General features: G+C 64.1%; 13 protein-coding genes, 1 tRNA gene and 1 other RNA gene. 3 read left to right on the top strand and 12 right to left on the bottom strand.

The genetic code is table 11. The features are described from left to right. Positions 1-195, top strand: a 195-nt coding sequence (locus A9995_RS17400; RefSeq protein ID WP_233998195.1) for a hypothetical protein, incomplete at its 5' end; no start/stop codon positions are given. A gap of 348 nt (positions 196-543) precedes the next feature. Here A9995_RS17400 and A9995_RS16740 read toward each other — a convergent pair. Further along, positions 544-1,494: a hypothetical protein gene (locus A9995_RS16740; RefSeq protein ID WP_145916929.1), complete on the bottom strand. Its 951-nt coding sequence runs from the start codon at positions 1,492-1,494 to the stop codon at positions 544-546. 275 nt (positions 1,495-1,769) lie between these two features. Between A9995_RS16740 and A9995_RS16105 the strand changes: the two genes are divergently transcribed. After that, the gene (locus A9995_RS16105) at positions 1,770-2,966 is read left to right on the top strand and encodes a Fic family protein (RefSeq protein ID WP_233998194.1); all 1,197 of its coding nucleotides are present in this window, start codon (positions 1,770-1,772) and stop codon (positions 2,964-2,966) included. Positions 2,967-3,602: 636 nt separating this feature from the next. Here the strand turns inward: A9995_RS16105 and A9995_RS11955 are convergent. Both A9995_RS11955 and A9995_RS11950 read right to left on the bottom strand, forming a co-directional pair. Next, entirely contained in the window at positions 3,603-4,814 is a 1,212-nt protein-coding gene (locus tag A9995_RS11955; protein ID WP_067613255.1) for a site-specific integrase, read from the bottom strand. Positions 4,815-5,020: 206 nt separating this feature from the next. Next, positions 5,021-5,106, bottom strand: a tRNA-Tyr gene (locus A9995_RS11950). Between the two features lie 145 nt (positions 5,107-5,251). On the opposite strand from A9995_RS11950, the gene rlmB reads away from it, so the two are divergent. After that, entirely contained in the window at positions 5,252-6,040 is a 789-nt protein-coding gene (gene rlmB / locus A9995_RS11945; RefSeq protein WP_067613254.1) for a 23S rRNA (guanosine(2251)-2'-O)-methyltransferase RlmB, read from the top strand. A 95-nt stretch (positions 6,041-6,135) separates the two neighbouring features. Here rlmB and A9995_RS11940 read toward each other — a convergent pair whose 3' ends face one another. The 9 genes from A9995_RS11940 to hrpB all read right to left on the bottom strand — a co-directional run bounded on the left by A9995_RS11940 (position 6,136) and on the right by hrpB (position 16,647). Continuing rightward, positions 6,136-6,408 carry an HU family DNA-binding protein gene (locus A9995_RS11940; protein WP_067613252.1) on the bottom strand — a complete coding sequence of 91 codons (273 nt, stop codon included), beginning with the start codon at positions 6,406-6,408 and terminating at the stop codon, positions 6,136-6,138. A gap of 252 nt (positions 6,409-6,660) precedes the next feature. Then, positions 6,661-9,054 carry an endopeptidase La gene (gene lon / locus A9995_RS11935; RefSeq protein WP_067613249.1) on the bottom strand — a complete coding sequence of 798 codons (2,394 nt, stop codon included), beginning with the start codon at positions 9,052-9,054 and terminating at the stop codon, positions 6,661-6,663. A gap of 463 nt (positions 9,055-9,517) precedes the next feature. Further along, a complete protein-coding gene (locus A9995_RS11930) occupies positions 9,518-10,450 on the bottom strand; it encodes a TraB/GumN family protein (protein WP_067613247.1) in 933 nt (310 codons plus the stop codon). A 153-nt stretch (positions 10,451-10,603) separates the two neighbouring features. Beyond that, positions 10,604-11,398 carry a class II aldolase/adducin family protein gene (locus A9995_RS11925; RefSeq protein ID WP_067613244.1) on the bottom strand — a complete coding sequence of 265 codons (795 nt, stop codon included), beginning with the start codon at positions 11,396-11,398 and terminating at the stop codon, positions 10,604-10,606. Between the two features lie 63 nt (positions 11,399-11,461). After that, positions 11,462-11,803 carry a YbaB/EbfC family nucleoid-associated protein gene (locus A9995_RS11920; RefSeq protein ID WP_067613242.1) on the bottom strand — a complete coding sequence of 114 codons (342 nt, stop codon included), beginning with the start codon at positions 11,801-11,803 and terminating at the stop codon, positions 11,462-11,464. After that, positions 11,800-13,629, bottom strand: coding sequence for a DNA polymerase III subunit gamma/tau (locus tag A9995_RS11915; RefSeq protein ID WP_067613240.1), 1,830 nt, complete (start codon positions 13,627-13,629; stop codon positions 11,800-11,802). The genes A9995_RS11920 and A9995_RS11915 overlap by 4 nt, the downstream gene beginning before the upstream one ends. Positions 13,630-13,689: 60 nt before the next feature. Continuing rightward, an RNA gene (gene ffs / locus A9995_RS11910) (signal recognition particle sRNA small type) lies at positions 13,690-13,784 on the bottom strand. A gap of 126 nt (positions 13,785-13,910) precedes the next feature. Beyond that, a complete protein-coding gene (locus tag A9995_RS11905) occupies positions 13,911-14,189 on the bottom strand; it encodes an ETC complex I subunit (RefSeq protein ID WP_067613320.1) in 279 nt (92 codons plus the stop codon). A 16-nt stretch (positions 14,190-14,205) separates the two neighbouring features. Continuing rightward, positions 14,206-16,647 carry an ATP-dependent helicase HrpB gene (gene hrpB, locus A9995_RS11900; protein WP_067613235.1) on the bottom strand — a complete coding sequence of 814 codons (2,442 nt, stop codon included), beginning with the start codon at positions 16,645-16,647 and terminating at the stop codon, positions 14,206-14,208. Between the last annotated feature and the right edge of the window lie 93 nt (positions 16,648-16,740).

Genomic DNA, 16,740 nt, shown 5'->3' with positions numbered 1-16,740 from the left:
ACTCCCATCCGTGGTCTGGTTGGCCACAACGTCGTCATACGCGTTCGCACCGCCACCGAAAATAGGTGTAGAAAATACCGTATTGTCATAGAGTTCCCCTTTCTGCCTAATCGTCGCGATCTGATTATTACTCCCCAAAAAGCCATTTTAACGGATTTGCGGGCTAACGTGACAATCCGAATATTAAAGATGTAATTGACTATTGAGGCTCTAAGCGCAGTGGCAGCCTGGGCGAAGTGGAGATCCTACTACTAGACAACAACCGCGACACTCGTGCTTTCGCGTCGAGAGCTTTTGCTTTTATCATCACAGATTGCGTAGAATTTTTAGACGGGGGTAGCGCGACGACGCGCCTGAATCCGGCAAAATCGAACATGGCTGAGTGACCGAATGTCGCCCACTACTAAAGCGCGTGACGCCGTACAGCCGAATGTCAGCTTTCGGGTTTGCGAGAAGAATGCCCCAACGACCGAGTTGAGCGCGTGAAGCTGAAGAGGAGTTGCTGGATAACTTGCATGGATCGCTTTAGTAAGTCCAGGTGCGTCAATCCGCAGTGGTCGCAGGCAGCTCTGGCGTGTCGACATTGATCGACAACATCCAGCGCGCCGAGAAGCGGCCAATGTAAGGCGCGGTGGGATCAAGTTTGCGCGAGCTACCCCGTTGTGCGTCTGCAAGCCATGCCTCGATCCGTGGATCGCGTACACCGAGCACTTCCTCAAGCAGATAGCCCGCCCGCACTCGCACAATCTTTTCGGATGCTTCTGCAACGGCGCATATGATCGCATCTGCATGGCGAGCGGCATAAGTTCGCCAGATGGCTATCACGTGATCCATCCCTCCGCACCACCCCGGGGCGGCAAGCGTATCCCGAAAGGTCGCGCCGGGCGGACTGACTCTCGTGCGCGCAGGATCGAAGCTTGTCGGTGGAAGCGGATTGCTAAGTTCATGACGGTGTAACGGGCGGCCCCGCACTTCCGGACATGGCTTGGGTTGCGTGAGCGGGAACACGCGTTCGTACTCGTCATTAAGGGAAGTCAGATTGTCTCCGAGCAGGGCCTCCATATAGTGACGGGCATACCCAGCCCACTGACCCCGCATTGGCGTCGATATATGCAACTCGGAAGTGTCAGCGCCCATGCCATGGAAAGCCAGCGCACTGGCATGGGAGAGATAGCAGAAAGGGTCGGCGTCGAGCATCACCTTGGTGGCATCGCCGTCATTGACAGTGAACAACACTGACGTGAAATCCGGATCGCGTGGAAGGTAACGAGAAGGAACTTCGCTCGGATAGTAGCCGAGATCAAAGGTCGCTTCCGAGAGGACTTTTCTTGCCCGTCGAGCATTAAGCGGGCCATTACGTGAAGGAATCTTCACTCCGCGATAGCCGCGGTCCCGAAATAACTGGCGAGCAAGTAGGAATAGGTCGAATTCGGTGACCACGGCGCGGTCACTGTCTCGAGCCATTTGAACAAGAAGGGTTGCTGCGGCGCTCATGCTATCATTTGGAGGATGGGGGTGATGTCCTAAGGACATCACCCCCATCCTCGATTTAGTCAAGTTCCTTGTGACTGCGCCCCATCGATGGCTGTCCTAAGGACAGCCATCGATGGGGCGCACTTGTCAAGTCTACCGAATGCTCCTAGGGCATTCTTAACCGGACATCAAACCGGACATTCTAAGGGACAGGTCTGGCGCTCAATATGCCTCTATATGGCAGAAATGCGCTATTTCGAACATACCTTAAACTGGACATGGAAGCGGACATATAAGTGGCGGAAGACCGCGGCGAAACGATCGATTCAATGCAGCCGATGAAGATCGGCGAAGGTTCACCACGCCTGCCGGACGTACGCGATCTTGCCGTTGATCTTGCTGCGAAGGCAGCTGCCTTTCGTAGCAGCCTTCCCCAAGGCGTTAGCACTGCACTGGCCGACCTCGTTCGGGCTATGAATTGCTATTACAGCAACCTCATCGAAGGACATGACACTCATCCGATCGATATTGAGCGAGCGCTTCGCAATGACTTTAGTGACGACCCCGTTAAGCGCGACCTCCAACTTGAAGCACGCGCACACATCGAGGTGCAGCAGTGGATCGATGAAGGCGGGCTCTCTGGCCGAGCATATACACGTGCTGGCCTTGAAGAAACTCACGCCCGTTTCTGCGGCGAATTGCCCGAGGATCTCCTTTGGGTGGAGATGCCGAATACGGGCGAACGCGTGCGCGTTGAACCCGGACACTTCCGTGAGCGCGACGTTCAAGTAGGCCGCCATGTCGCCATCAGTCCAAGCGCGGTGCCGCGCTTTATGGAGCATTTCGAATGGGCCTATGGCAGACCCGGGCGCAGCGATGCCATCGTCTCAGTGGCCGCCGCCCATCACCGCTTCGCGTGGATTCACCCCTTTCTGGATGGCAATGGCCGTGTCGCACGGCTGATGTCGCACGCAATGATGCTCGACGCGCTCGACACTGGAGGTATTTGGTCAGTGGCCCGCGGACTGGGCCGAACTGCCGAGCGCTACAAACAGCACCTAGCCGCTTGCGATCTGCCACGACGCAATGACCTCGATGGAAGAGGTGCGCTCAGCGAAGAGGAACTGGCGGGTTTCACAGCCTACTTTCTGCAAGTTTGCATCGACCAAGTTGAATTTATGTCGGGATTGGTCGAGCCGAACCGGCTGCGGACACGGATTCATCAATGGGTGGGGGAAGAGGCTGCGCTCGGCAACTTGCCAGCAAAGGCGGCAAACGTACTCGACGCAGTGCTTTATCGAGGCGAACTTCCGCGCGGGGAGCTCGAGACAATCGTTGGGACAGGCGAACGTCAAGCCCGCCGTGTTGCGTCGGCACTCATCGATATAGGCGTTCTGTCATCTGGAAGCTCGCGGGCGCCTCTCCATATCGCCTTCCCTGCAGCGCTAGCATCGCGTTGGATGCCTGGCCTCTTTCCAGAAAAGCCAACCTAGGACAGGCCAACGCTCGAGGGAGCGCCTTGAACGCCTCCGGACGGCAGCTTTCGGAAGCGGTATCGTGAGCCGCGAATGGCCGACATTGGGGCACAAAGCCGGCAATTTTTCGCTCGTGCTTACGAACTGTATGAGTGAGTTGGGCTGCCCTTGCGGGCGACCTGCTCTATCCGCTGCGCGGACCGGGCCTGTAGTCCCGGCCCATGCGGGTTACGATCAGGAGCAGTTTTGAAGTTGAGCGGGAAGTGTTGTGGACGCGCTCTGTCCCGCGCTTCGCGCTCCTGAGGGCGCGGTGTTTTTGAGCTGACCCGCAGGCACTCCTGCCTCTTTCATTGCCGAACGCCCGCTGGCCCACAGGTCCGCGCGCAGGGCGTCCGGCGGCTTCGCGCCGTGCAGGGGTGCCGTTGTTCGTGCGGATCGCTTTCGCGATCCTTGGCCGGGAACACCAAGGGCTTTGCCCTCTCGTTCCCGAAACCGAAAACAGACACCCCCGGGTGGCGGGCTGCGCCCGCTGGCCCGCGCCAGGGCATCGGTTTTCGGTTTGCCCTTCCCCTCCCATCCTCGCCGGAAGGCAGGCCGCATGGTGGGGCCATGCGGGCCAGCGGTGACGGTGGTCTGTGGGCGGGACGCGGAGCGCTAATCGTCCGCGCCGAGCGCTTCTTTCACTGTGACTGTACCGGAGCAATAGGCTCCCCACGCTTCCATGAGCTGAACACGCATACCGGGATCCTCTTTGGTGCCGAGGTAAGTGGTGCGGCGATACGCCGCCTGAACCGCGTCCGACGTCTTGTGGGCCAGCGCGGCCTCGACAACCGCGTTTAGGAAGCCTGCATTCGCAGCCCAATCCGTGAAGGCCGAGCGGAAGCCATGGACGTGGAAGGGCTCCTGCATGTCGCGCAGAACCTTAAGCAGCGTCATGTTCGACATAGCTTTGCCCGTTGCCCCGGAGAAGACGACTTCGGCCCCTTCGACTCGAAACGCATCCGCTTTTGCAAGGACGCCGATTGCAGCCTCGGAAAGCGGGACCACATGTGCCTTGCTGCGCTTCATGTGCTCTGCCGGGATCGTCCAGAGACGCCCCTCCAGATCGAATTCCTCCCATGTCGCGAGCCGGACTTCCTGAGAGCGCGTGCCGGTGAGGATGAGGAGATCGAGCGCGAAGCGTCCGAAAGATGGCTTACGCCTCAGCGCGGTCAGAAACGACGGGATTGCCACATAAGGCATCGCTTTGCGGTTCTGGGTTTTCTTGACCTGCCGGGGAAGGCCCCTGCCCGCTTTCAGGCTGCTGTTGCCTGACGGCGCTTCAGCCGACCGCCAGCCCATGGCATGCGCATAGTCCAGCACTGCGCAAATCCGGTTGCGTATCTGGCGGGCGGTTTCCGGGATTTCCTGCCAGATCGGTGTGAGTACGTCGATGATGTCAGCTGCGGAAACACTTCCGGTCGGCATATCGCCCAGCTTGGGAAATGCGTAGTTCTCCAGACTCGCCAGCCACTGGCGCGTGTAGACCTCGCTCTTCCAGCCCACTTCGTTTTGAGAGTGATATTGCATCGCGGCTTCGCGGAAGGTCACCTTAGCAGCAGCTTTGTTCTTGCGCTCCATTAGAACATCGCGCTTTTCGACCTTCACGGCCTTGCGCAGTTCGTTCGCTTTTTCGCGTGCCTCCGCCAGCGTGACCAGTTTGGCGCTCCCAATCCCTATGTCCCGTCGCTTGCCCTCTTGTTGGAGTCGAATGACCCATGACGCGGAGCCGGTTTTCCCCACTTTTAGAAAAAGACCGTCACCATCCTGATAAGTGCCATGATTCGCCAAAGCTGCCTTTACAGCTACCGCAGTGAGCTTGCCCATTTCCTTCCCCACATTTCCGCAGGCCGTCCCGGAAAGTACAAGTGTGGGGAAGCACCCATTCTTCCCCACACCTTCCCCACACTAAGCCTCGGATGCGGGTGGATCGCGATGGCTATGCGGGGACGGAATAGAGGCAATATACCGCAGAAATCCAAGGTTTTCCATGGATTTCTGGGGATGCGAGTAGATGCTGGGAGAAGGGCAAGTGGTGGACAGGGCTGGATTCGAACCAGCGTACGCTTGCGCGGGCAGATTTACAGTCTGCTGCCTTTAACCACTCGGCCACCTGTCCACTTGGCTTGCCAGTTTTGCGATGAAACGCGGGTGGGTCGAAAGCGACCCCGCTGGCCGAGAGGCGCCCCTTTGAAGAAGCGGCGCTTGCCTGTCAATGGCCGCACTGGCAGGGGACGCGGCTATTGCCACAAGGGAGCAGCCATATGGCCAAGACGGAGCGCAAGAAGGCGCTGCGCGGACGCGCAGGACGCATGCAGGGCGGGCGCGGAAGCGGTCGCGCGAGCACCGGGCAAGTTCGCCTGTGGGGCCACCACGCGGTCGAGGCCGCGCTCAAGAACCCCGAGCGGCGCCATCACAAGCTGTGGGCGACGCGCGAGGCGCTGGCGGAACTCGATGGCGAACTGCCAGAGGATTTCACCATCGAATACGCGGGCATGCCCGATCTCGATCGGTTGGTGGCGCGCGATGCACCGCATCAGGGGCTCGTGCTCGACTGCGCCGCGCTGGACGATGTGTTTCTCGATCAAGTGCTCAAGGCCGAGCCCGACAGGCCGCTGCTGGTGCTCGACCAGGTCACCGACCCCCACAATGTCGGCGCCATCCTGCGCTCGGCGGCGGCGTTCGGCGCGGCGGCGATCGTAACGCAGGACCGCCACGCACCGCCCGAGGGCGGGGTGATCGGCAAAGCGGCTTCGGGCGCGCTCGAGGTGGTGCCCTGGGTGCGGGTGGTCAATCTCGCGCGCGCGCTCGAGGACATGGCTGTGGCGGGATACTGGCGGATCGGTCTCGCGGGCGAGGCCGAGGCGACCTTGGCGCAAGCGCTGCCCGCCGGGCCAGTCGCGCTGGTGCTCGGCGCCGAGGGACCTGGGATGCGGCACAATGTCGCTGGCCATTGCGACGCGCTGGCGCGGCTGCCGATCGGCGACGCCATGGAGAGCCTCAACGTCTCGAACGCTGCGGCGATTGCGCTCTATGCGGTGGCGACCCGCTGAGCGCAGCTCAAAGGCAAAACGCCGCATCGACCGTAAGGCGCGATGCGGCGTTTTGTCTTTCTCGGCCCGCACATTCTGCGGGGATGGAACCGGTCCTAGTTGACCGAATCCTTGAGGCCCTTGCCTGCCTTGAACTTGGGCTGGTTGGATGCCTTGATCGTCATCGGCTCGCCGGTGCGGGGGTTACGCCCGGTCGAGGCCTTGCGCTTGGCCACCGAAAAGGTGCCGAAACCGACCAGTCGCACGTCATCGCCGCCCGAAAGCGATTTGGTGATGGCGTCGAACACGCCTTCGACAGCGCTTGCAGCATCGCTCTTCGACAGGCCGCTGGAATCGGCGACTGCGCTGATCAGGTCGTTCTTGTTCATGCTAAGGGAACCCCCACTTGGTGTTGAAATCGGCTCGGTGAATCATGTCTCCGAATGCGGCGCAGTTGAACGACTCGACGCGGAACTGTCAAAGGCAAATCTGCCCGGATGGGGCAGGATTCGCGCCTAAAAGCCTGAAATCAGCGTAATTGCTCGCTTAACTACGCCGGGGGCGCCGCCACGCGACTCCAAACAAGGCCAATCCCCCATGGACCCGGAAATCCGAGTCGCTGCGCCGCACCATCCGCCCGATCAGTGCGCGGTACGCACAGGCGCAGTCGCGCTGCCGACGGTCAGCGGCTGACTGGCCAGGTCGTCCGCCTCGGTCCATTCGATCGCGGCAGGGACCGAGGTCAGTGCGTGCTCGAGCACCTGATCGACATGCGAGACGGGAATGATCTTGAGCCCGTCTTTCACCTTGGCCGGAATTTCCGCGAGATCCTTCACATTTTCCTCCGGGATCAGCACGGTCTCGATCCCGCCGCGCAAGGCCGCGAGGAGCTTTTCCTTCAACCCGCCGATCGGCAGCACCCTGCCACGCAGTGTGACCTCGCCAGTCATCGCGACTTCGGGCCGCACCGGGATACCGCTCAGCGTCGAGACGATCGAGGTGACCATGCCGATGCCGGCGCTCGGCCCATCCTTGGGCACCGCGCCTTCGGGCAGGTGGATGTGGATGTTCTTGCGCTGGAAGATGCTCGGCTTGATGCCATAGGCCGGCGCGCGCGCCTTGACGAAGCTGAACGCCGCGGCGACGCTCTCGTTCATCACCTCGCCAAGCTTGCCGGTGGTCTTGACCTCGCCCTTGCCCGGGGTGGTGACACTCTCGATGGTCAGCAATTCGCCGCCGACCTCGGTCCAGGCAAGCCCGGTCACCGCGCCGATCTGCGGCTCTTCCTCCGACATGCCGTGCTTGAACTTGCGCACTCCGGAGAAGTCGGCGAGGTTTTCGGGCGTGATGGTAACCCCTTCGGTCATGCCCTCGAGGATCTTGCGCAACGACTTGCGGCACAGCTTGGCGATCTCGCGCTCGAGCGTGCGCACCCCGGCCTCGCGGGTGTAATAGCGGATCAGGTCGCGCAGGCCGTCTTCGGTCAGCGTGAACTCGTCCTTGGTGAGCCCGTGCTGCTTGACCTGCTTGTCGAGCAGATGACCCTGCGCGATCTCGACCTTCTCGTCCTCGGTGTAGCCCTCGAGCCGGATGATCTCCATCCGGTCGAGCAGCGGCTGCGGCAGGTTGAGGCTGTTGGCGGTGCAGACGAACATCACATCGGAGAGATCGATGTCGAGTTCGAGATAGTGATCCTGGAACTTGCTGTTCTGCTCGGGGTCGAGCACCTCAAGCAGCGCGGATGCGGGATCGCCGCGGAAATCCTGGCCGAGCTTGTCGATCTCATCGAGCAGGAACAGCGGGTTGGACTTTCCGGCCTTCTTGAGATTGGTGACGATCTTGCCCGGCAGCGAGCCGATATAGGTGCGGCGATGGCCGCGGATTTCGGCCTCGTCGCGGACCCCGCCCAGCGACTGGCGGATGAATTCGCGCCCCGTCGCGCGGGCGATCGACTTGCCGAGGCTGGTCTTGCCGACGCCGGGCGGGCCGACCAGGCACAGGATCGGGCCCTTGAGCGTGTTGGTGCGCGCCTGGACCGCGAGATATTCGACGATCCGGTCCTTGACCTTTTCCAGCCCGTAGTGATCGGCGTCGAGCACTTCCTGCGCCTTGCCGATATCCTTCTTGAGCCGGCTCTTCTTGCCCCATGGCAGGCCGAGCAGAACGTCGAGATAATTGCGGATCACCGTGGCCTCGGCGCTCATCGGCTGCATTCCGCGCAGCTTCTTGAGCTCGCTCTCGGCCTTGGCGCGCGCTTCCTTGCTGAGCTTGGTCTTGGCGATGGTCTCGGTGAGTTCGGCGATCCCGTCGCCATCCTCGCCCTCGCCGCCGAGCTCGTTCTGGATCGCCTTCAACTGCTCGTTGAGATAATATTCGCGCTGGGTCTTTTCCATCTGGCGCTTCACGCGGCCACGGATCTTGCGCTCGACCTGAAGCACCGAGAGTTCGCCCTCCATAAAGGACATAACCATCTCGAGCCGCTTGTGCGGATCGGCTTCGGCGAGCAGCGCCTGCTTGTCCGAAACCCGCGCCGCGACCGCGGCGGCGATGGTGTCGGCAAGCTCGCCGGCGTCGTCGATCTCGGCGAGCTCGTCGCCCGCGCCCTCGCCCAGCTTCTTGTTGAGCTTGGCATATTCGGCGAACTGCTCGACCACCTGGCGCATCATCGCCACGACCTCGCTGCCAGCGGCGGTCTGTTCCTCGTGCATTTCGACCTCGGCCATGACGTAGTCGTCCTGCTCGGCGAAGCGCTGACAGGTGGCGCGCGCCGCGCCCTCGACCATCACTCGAACCGTGCCATCGGGCAGCTTGAGCAATTGCAGGACCCGCGCCACCACACCGACATCGTAGAGATCGTCGCGGTCGGGATCGTCGCAGCCCGGATCGAGCTGGGCGAGCAGGAAGATGTCTTTCGAGCCCTCCATCGCCGCTTCGAGCGCGGCCACCGATTTGTCGCGGCCGACGAACAGCGGCACCACCATGCCGGGGAAAACGACAATGTCGCGGAGCGGGAGAAGGGGAAATTGCTGGGTCATGCGGTCATTCCATGGATCGGGCCGTGGATCGGGCCGTGGATGGGGCGCAGCGAAGACCGCGCCTCGTGTGACCCGGGATATGGGAACCCGCCCCGCCCGCCGCAATCCCGGTCACCGCCAAAGCTGTGGGCGGGTCGGGAAAGGCGGGGCGGAAGACGGCCTCAGTGGGCGGGGATTTTGCCACCTCTGACACGGCTGCAGGCCCTGTATCGCTTTCAGGCGCAAAAGCGTCACCTTGGCGGCGGGGCAAGATGTCGCCTCGGGGTCGAGCAAATGCTGCATGTGTAACCTTGCGGTGTTTTTTTTATCGACGAAGCCCCGGCTGGTCCGGCTCGATTTGTGGAAGCCCACGCTGCGGCCGCTCGTGATTGCCATGCCGCTCACAACCAAACTTCACGCGCCGCCCGGGTGGTAGCAATTGCGGCTTATCGAGGTTTTGGCGGGATCCGCCGAGCGTTGACGATCAACGCCAGACCGGTCCTCCGATCGGAAAACCGCGCGCCTCCAATTGGTCGAGAACACCGTCCTGTTCTGCCAAAACTCGCAGTGGCACGACTGCGAGCGTGACTCCGGAATCCTGTGCGGCATCGGCGATCATGCCAGTCCACTGATCGCGGATTTCATCGCCCAGATCGTCATCGGCCCACGGCCAGCAGGTACCGAGCGCGATTTCGAGCGGGTTCGCCATCACCGCAGGCACATCGAACTGGCGCCAGTCGTTTCCGCGCGTCTGGATGATGCCTTGCCCCGCCTCGGTGGCGGCCATCGCTGCATTTAGGCAGGCGATATGGCTTGCCGGTTCCGCCTCGGCCAGATTGTCGAGCAGGTCTTCGCCGCGAAACCGGTCCGGTCGCATGATCGGGACATCGGCGCGGTCGGCGGCCTTGCGCACGATATCCGTGGCATCGTCGGTGGTGTTGTTATCGAAATCGAGCCGCCGAGCCAGCAGGTCGAAGGCGGACATCAGGAAACTGCGGCGATCGTAATCGACACCATATTCGGCTTCCAGCACCGCAAGCCGCGCTCGCTGTTCGGTGGTCAAATAATCCGCGGCGACCGTGCCATCGGGCAGCCTGGTGAAGCGCCCTCCGCGGAAGATCAGGCGCAAGACATCGCCCGGCGAAAATTTGGGTGCCGCGCGCAGGATGACCCGGCTCGCCTCGCCGGTGGCTTCCGTCAACCGCTCTGGCTGCCACGGGGTGCTTTTGGGAACGGCACGGATTTCGCCAACGAGTATGATGGTTCCGGTCGGGGTGTCGATGGTCCACATCGGCGCGCCCGAGCGCTGCGCGGTCACGACGATCTGGTTTTCGTCGGTTGCGACCTGCGCGAGTAATGGCGCGGCCCAAAACGAACCGATCCGGAGTGCGGCGGCAAACCATGGTGTCAGCTTCATGCTTGCCGCCTTAGCACCTGACGATTGGCCGAATGGTGAACGGGATCACCGGAATCGCGCAGTTGCACCGCGAATGGGCGCTGCGGCGCGGCGATATCACCTGCCATGAAGCGCACGACCTCGGCCCGTCGCCCCGCTCCCTCAGTTGCGCTCCTACTCGCGAAACCCCGCATCGGTACGGTCCAGTTTCCTCAGCAGCGCCGGCCAGGCGAGCGCGTTGGCGATGGCGCCGATGCCCGCAGGCGGCGTCTGTGACTTGACCTTTTCCGGGGTGCCCTGCGGCGGGTTATGGAGGCCATCGCGGCCCGCGGAGAGCATTTTCACCTGCGCGTCGCAGGCACGCTCGAGGAAATAGAGCCGCAGGAAGCACTCGCCCACGCTCTTGCCGATCGCCAGCGTGCCGTGGTTGCGCAGGATCATGACGTGCTTGTCGCCCATGTCCGCAACCAGCCGCTCGCGTTCCTCGAGGTCGGTCGCGATGCCTTCGTACTCGTGATAGGCGATGTCGCTGCGCGCGATCATCGCGGTCTGGGTGTGCTCGAGCAGGCCAGATGACATCGCGCTGACCGCCTGACCCGATGGCGTGTGCAGATGCATCACCGCATGGGCGTCGTCGCAATTCATGTGCAGCGCGGAATGGATGGTGAAGCCCGCCGGATTGACCGGGTGCGAGGTCGGGATCACCGGCTGGCCGTCGACATCGATCTTGACCAGACTGGAGGCGGTTATCTCCTCGAACATCATGTCGTAGGGGTTGATCAGAAAATGATGCTCGGGCCCGGGGACGCGGGCGGAGAGATGGGTGAAGATCAGATCGTCCCAACCATACATCGCCACCAGTCGGTATGCTGCGGCGAGATCGACGCGGACCGCCCACTCCTCGTCGCTGACCTGCGCGCGAATATCCGCATCCGAGCCGGTGGAATTGTCGTTCATTACGGTTGCCATCACTGCCTCTCCGATTGGTTGTGTTTTGCCACCAATACCACAGATCGGGCGCGGGCCGTAACCCTATCCCATGCCGGGCAGGTTGAAGCCCGGGGGCAGGCCCATCCCCGACTGGATGCCTTCCATCTCGGTGGCGGCGCGGCGGTCGGCCTTGTCGCGCGCGTCGTTGAAGGCGGCGGTGACCAGATCCTCGACCATCTGCTTTTCTTCCAGCTTCATCAGGCTGTCGTCGATCGCGACCCCGAGGATGCGGCCACGCGCAGTGGCGCGGACGACGACCAGACCGCCACCGGCGCTGCCCTCGACCTCGATGGTGTCGAGCTTGGCCTGCGCTTCGCCCATCTGGGTCTGGATGGTTTCGGCCGCTTTCTGCGCGGCGGCGAGCATTTCTTCCATCGACTTCATGCTTGGTTTCTCCGTTGTTGCAATCCGACCGGCGGTTTGTCGCGGTCGGCGATGATTTCGGCACCCGGGAAGGCAGCCAGGGCGGCCTGTACCAATGGATGGGCGCGGGCTTCGGTTTCCGCGCTGTGCTGCGCGGCTTCTTCGCGTTCGGCGATCGAGGGACTGCCCTCGCCCTCGGGATCCTCCTCGAGCAGCCAGCGGGTGCCGGTGATCGTCGCGAGCGCCTCGCGCAGGGTGGGGACGATATCGTCGCGGAACTGCGGATCGCGCGCGTAGCGAAGCAGGCCGTCCTCGACCGCGATCGGACGGATCTGCAGCCGCATGATGCCCGCCGCAAGATGCTGTCCGCCATCCTCGACGCGGGCGACGAGGTCTTCCCATTTGACCGCGTTGGCGCCCGGTGCATCGCTGGCGGCGGTTCCCTCGGCAGGCGTCGCCGGAGCGCGGGTGGCGGCGTCCTCGATCAGCCGCGCCAGCCGCCCCGGATCGGGCAATTCCTGCGCGTGCAATGCGCGCAGCAGCGCCATCCGCGCCGAGACCAGCGGATCGGGCGCCGAGCGCACCTCGTCATAGCCCTTGAGCAGCAATTGCCACAACCGGTGGAGCTGCGCGGGCGGGATGGCCGTGGCCCATTCGCCGAGCTGCGCGCGTTCCTCGGCGGAGACGGCATCGACCTCGCCACCCGAGACCTGCGCCACGGTGATGCGATGGACGATATCCATCAGCGAGCGCAACATCGCCAGCGGCTCGACCCCGAGCGCGTATTGTTCGTCGATCCCCGCAAGCAGCGCCTTGCCCTCGCCCGCCAGGAGATGCGCGAGCAGCCGGCGCTGCGCGCTCTTGTCGGCGAGCCCGAGCATCGAGCGGACCCGCTCGGCGGTGACCCGGCCCTCGCTGTCCATATCGGCATGCGCGATCGCCTGGTCGAGGATCGAGAGCCCGTCGCGCACCGAACCTTCGGCGGCGTTGGCGATGATCGACAGCGCCTCGGCGTCGGCGGTAACGCCCTCCTTGGTGCAGATCAGCGCGAAATGCTCCTGCAGCATCTCGGCGGGGATGCGCCTGAGATCGAAGCGCTGCGTCCGGCTGAGCACGGTGACCGGGAGCTTCTCCACCTCGGTGGTGGCGAACAGGAACTTCACATGCGCGGGCGGCTCTTCCAGCGTCTTGAGCAACGCGTTGAAGGCGTTGCGGCTAAGCATGTGGACTTCGTCGACGATGTAGATCTTGTACCGCGCGCTCACCGCGGAATAGCGCACCGCCTCGATGATCTCGCGGACGTCGTCGACCCCGGTGTGGCTGGCGGCATCCATCTCGATGACGTCGATATGCCGACCCTCGGCGATCGCGACGCAGGGTTCGCAGACGCCGCACGGATCGATGGTCGGGCCGCCATTGCCGTCGGGCCCGATGCAATTGAGCGCCTTGGCGATCAGCCGCGCGGTCGAGGTCTTGCCGACCCCGCGCACCCCGGTCATCAAAAAGGCATGCGCCAGCCGGTCGCGTGCGATGGCATTGGCCAGCGTGCGGACCATCGGCTCCTGCCCGATCAGCTCGGAAAAGGTCTGCGGACGGTATTTGCGCGCGAGGACGCGGTAGGGTTGCGCGGGCGCGTCTGGGGCAGCGGCCCTCGGAACCGGGGCGGGCACGGGTTTTTCGACAGGCTCTTCAGCAGGTGCCAGTTGGGGGGCCGGAGCGGGCGCGCCGAAGAGCGCTTCCTGCCCCGCCTGCTCGCGCTCGGCGGCGCTTGGTTGCGCCTCTGCGGCATCGTGCGAGGGATCGCTTTCCCACGGCAGGCCGTCTGGTTTGTCCGGTGAATCACCCATCCACCCTAGCTAGGGCGTGCGCGGGCATTTGTCATGCTGGCGTTTGTCACGCCGAGGGGGGATAAAGGAGCCGAGCGACCCGTCGCAATTCACCTGGGCTGCTTCCTTCCGGACCTGACCCGGTGAGCGAACGCAAACGTCCACCCGACTCCCGGTTCGCCCTATGGCGGGGAAGGCCGCGGGGTTCAAGTATTTCGTGGTCTGCTATCCGTTGCTTCGTCATCGCGAGGAGCGCAGCGACGCGGCAATCCCGCGCATGCACCCGAAAACCAAACGCAAACCTAGTTGAAATTGTCCGCGTAGGCCTGAAGCTTGAGAGTGCGCACCGGGGTCGTGTGGACCCGGGCAGCGATACCGTGCTTGGCGGCATAGGCGCTGGCGTCGTCCTTAGACGCAAAATTGAGCTGCACCTGCGCCTGCGTGTCGCCGCTGCCGGTCCAGCCCATCAGCGGGTCGGCGTGGCGCGCTTCGCTCTGCTCGAATTCGAGCACCCACTCGTCGACCCGCGCCTTGCCGGACTGCATCGCGCTTTTCGCGCGCTGATAGATTCGTGCTGCCATAATCGGGACCTCTAATTCAGCGCGGCGCATTGGAAAAGGCATTCTTGGTCTTGAGGCTGGGCGCCTCGGCCCATGGCTCCTCGGGCCAGCGGTGTTTCGGGTAGCGACCCTTCATCTCCTTGCGCACCTCGGCCCAGCTCCCGCGCCAGAAACCGGGCACGTCGCGGGTCGCCTGCAACGGACGCCCGGCGGGGCTGGTGAGCTTGAGCAACAACGGGGTTTCGCCGATCATCGGATGGCGTTCGAGCCCGAACAGCGCCTGCACCCGCACCTCGGTGCTGGGCGCGTCGTCGCCGGAATAGTCGATCGCATGCGTGCTCCCCGCAGGCGAGGTGAAACTGCGCGGCGCGAGGCGGTCGAGCCGCTGGCGGCTGTCCCAGTCGAGCAGCGAAAGCGCGGCCTCGGCGAATTTGCCGGGCGACAGGCCAAGATCGCGCCGACCGGCAAGCAACGGCGCGAGCCATTGCCCAGCGGTCTGCGCGAGGGCTTCCGGCGACAGCGCCGCAATCCCGGCGTGACGCGCGCGCGCCAACAGTGCGGGCGGAAGCAATTCCCCCAGCTTTTCGACAGACTTTTCCACAAGGATGTCCACAATCGCGTCCATATCGGGCGCGGGGTCGGACCCGGTGGCCAGCGTGATCGCCCCGATCCGGCGCTCGACCCGCGCCTCGACCCGCGCCTCGCTCTTGTTCCAGTCGAGCACTTTGCGGCGCTCGATCCGTTCGGGCAGCCATAGTTCGATATCCGCCTCGGCGAGCGGGAGCGCGGCGGTGATCCGCGCGCCTTTCGCCTGCCCCTGCGCATCACCGATCGCCAGCCAGTCCTGACGCGCCAGCGGGCTGGCGGGATCGAGCACGAACCCGCGCCCGCCCGCGGCAAGCCAGTGCTCGCCCGAGGAATCACGGCGGCGAGCGATGTTGTCGGGCATTCCAGCGGCGAGGAGGATGGCCAGGGGAACAGTATCGCCGCGAACGGAATCGGGGCCCTCCACCATGTCGCGTGCCCGTTCCGCCCAGCGCTCCGCGAGCTTGCGGCTCGCCTCAGCCTTCGGGGAACGGTCCGCCTGCCAGCGCTGCAGCCGGCCCGCCAGATCCTCGCCGCGACCGCCGAGATTGCGCTCCTGCAGCAGGACTGCGATCCGCGCCGCCTGACGCGCTGCACCGTGTTCGGCGCCGAACAGCACCATAGAAGCGTGAGCGGGGTCGAGCGCCAAAGCCGCGAGCATTTTGCCGCGCTCGGTGATCCGTCCCTCGCCGCCGAGCGCGCCCAGCCCCTCCAGCTTTTGCCGCGCAGCGCCGAGCGAGGCCTCGGGCGGTGGGTCGAGCCAGGCCAGCGCGGCGGGATCGCCGCTACCCCACAGCGCGGTCTTGAGCACCAGCGGCGCCAGATCGGCGGTTGCGATCTCGGGCGGGTCGAAGCGTGGGCGCCCCTTGTGGCCGCCCTCCTCCCACAAGCGATACGCGACGCCGGGCCCCTGCCGTGCCGCGCGCCCGGCGCGCTGGATGGCGGCGGCCTGGCTGGCGCGATGGGTGACCAGATGGGTGGTGCCCGCGGCGCGGTCGTATTCGGCACGGCGCGACAGCCCGGAATCGACCACGACGGACACACCCTCAAGCGTGATCGAGGTTTCAGCGATGGCACTGGCGAGCACGATCCGGCGGCGCCGTTGCGGATCGCGGCGGATCGCGGCGCGCTGCAACGCCGGCTCGACCTGGCCGTGAAGCGGCAGCACGGGGACATCGGGCAGCCGCGCCTCGAGCCGTTCGCGGGTCCGCTCGATCTCGCCGACCCCGGGCAGGAAAGCGAGAATATCGCCCGTTTCTTCCCGCCATGCGGTCAGCACCGCCTGCGCCATGGCATCCTCGACCCGCAGCTGCGGCGAGGAGCCGAGCCATGCGATCCGCAGCGGGTAGGCGCGCCCCTCGCTGGCGATGGTCCGCGCGCCCTCGCCCAGCAATTGCGCAAACCGCGCGCCGTCGATGGTCGCGGACATCACCACCACACGCAGATCCTCGCGCAACACCTCGCGGCTCTCGAGCGCCAGCGCGAGGCCGAGATCGCTGTCGAGATGGCGCTCATGCGCCTCGTCGAAAAGCACCGCCGAGACGCCCTTGAGTTCAGGATCGTCGAGCAGGCGGTTGACGAAGATCGCCTCGGTCATGACCAGAATGCGGGTCCGCGCCGAAACCTTGCTGTCGAGCCGGGTAAGATAGCCCACGGTTTCGCCCGCGCTCTCGCCCAGCATCTGCGCCATCCGCTCCGCCGCCGCGCGCGCCGCGACCCGGCGCGGAGAGGTGAGGATCACCTGCCCGTCGCACCACGGCTCGGCCAGCAGTGCGGGCGCCACCGCGGTGGTCTTGCCAGCACCCGGCGGCGCAACCAGCACCGCTCCGGATTGCTCGCGCAAGGTCGCGAGCAGCTCGGGGAGGACGGCATGGATGGGAAGGTCGTGGGTCACGCTGGCACTCTATCCGTTCGCGGTGAGGCAAGCCGAAACACGCTGGCGCTTTGCCAAAGGTATCGCGGTATCTCGACTGCAGCCGCGCCGCCG

The sequence above is a fragment of the Erythrobacter sp. QSSC1-22B genome (assembly GCF_001678665.1).
GTDB lineage: Bacteria > Pseudomonadota > Alphaproteobacteria > Sphingomonadales > Sphingomonadaceae > Qipengyuania.
The sequence above is the reverse complement of the archived record's forward strand: the minus strand, read 5'-3'. Positions and strand labels throughout refer to the sequence as shown.

Bases quoted from the DNA above. Each gene is read 5' to 3' on its own strand.
- A9995_RS16740 (WP_145916929.1), bottom strand. From the start codon at position 1,494: ATGAGCGCCGCAGCAACCCTTCTTGTTCAAATGGCTCGAGACAGTGAC.
- A9995_RS11915 (WP_067613240.1), bottom strand. From the start codon at position 13,629: ATGGGTGATTCACCGGACAAACCAGACGGCCTGCCGTGGGAAAGCGAT.
- A9995_RS11925 (WP_067613244.1), bottom strand. From the start codon at position 11,398: ATGGCAACCGTAATGAACGACAATTCCACCGGCTCGGATGCGGATATT.
- A9995_RS11930 (WP_067613247.1), bottom strand. From the start codon at position 10,450: ATGAAGCTGACACCATGGTTTGCCGCCGCACTCCGGATCGGTTCGTTT.
- A9995_RS11955 (WP_067613255.1), bottom strand. From the start codon at position 4,814: ATGGGCAAGCTCACTGCGGTAGCTGTAAAGGCAGCTTTGGCGAATCAT.
- A9995_RS11905 (WP_067613320.1), bottom strand. From the start codon at position 14,189: ATGGCAGCACGAATCTATCAGCGCGCGAAAAGCGCGATGCAGTCCGGC.
- A9995_RS11920 (WP_067613242.1), bottom strand. From the start codon at position 11,803: ATGAAGTCGATGGAAGAAATGCTCGCCGCCGCGCAGAAAGCGGCCGAA.
- lon (WP_067613249.1), bottom strand. From the start codon at position 9,054: ATGACCCAGCAATTTCCCCTTCTCCCGCTCCGCGACATTGTCGTTTTC.
- rlmB (WP_067613254.1), top strand. From the start codon at position 5,252: ATGGCCAAGACGGAGCGCAAGAAGGCGCTGCGCGGACGCGCAGGACGC.
- A9995_RS11940 (WP_067613252.1), bottom strand. From the start codon at position 6,408: ATGAACAAGAACGACCTGATCAGCGCAGTCGCCGATTCCAGCGGCCTG.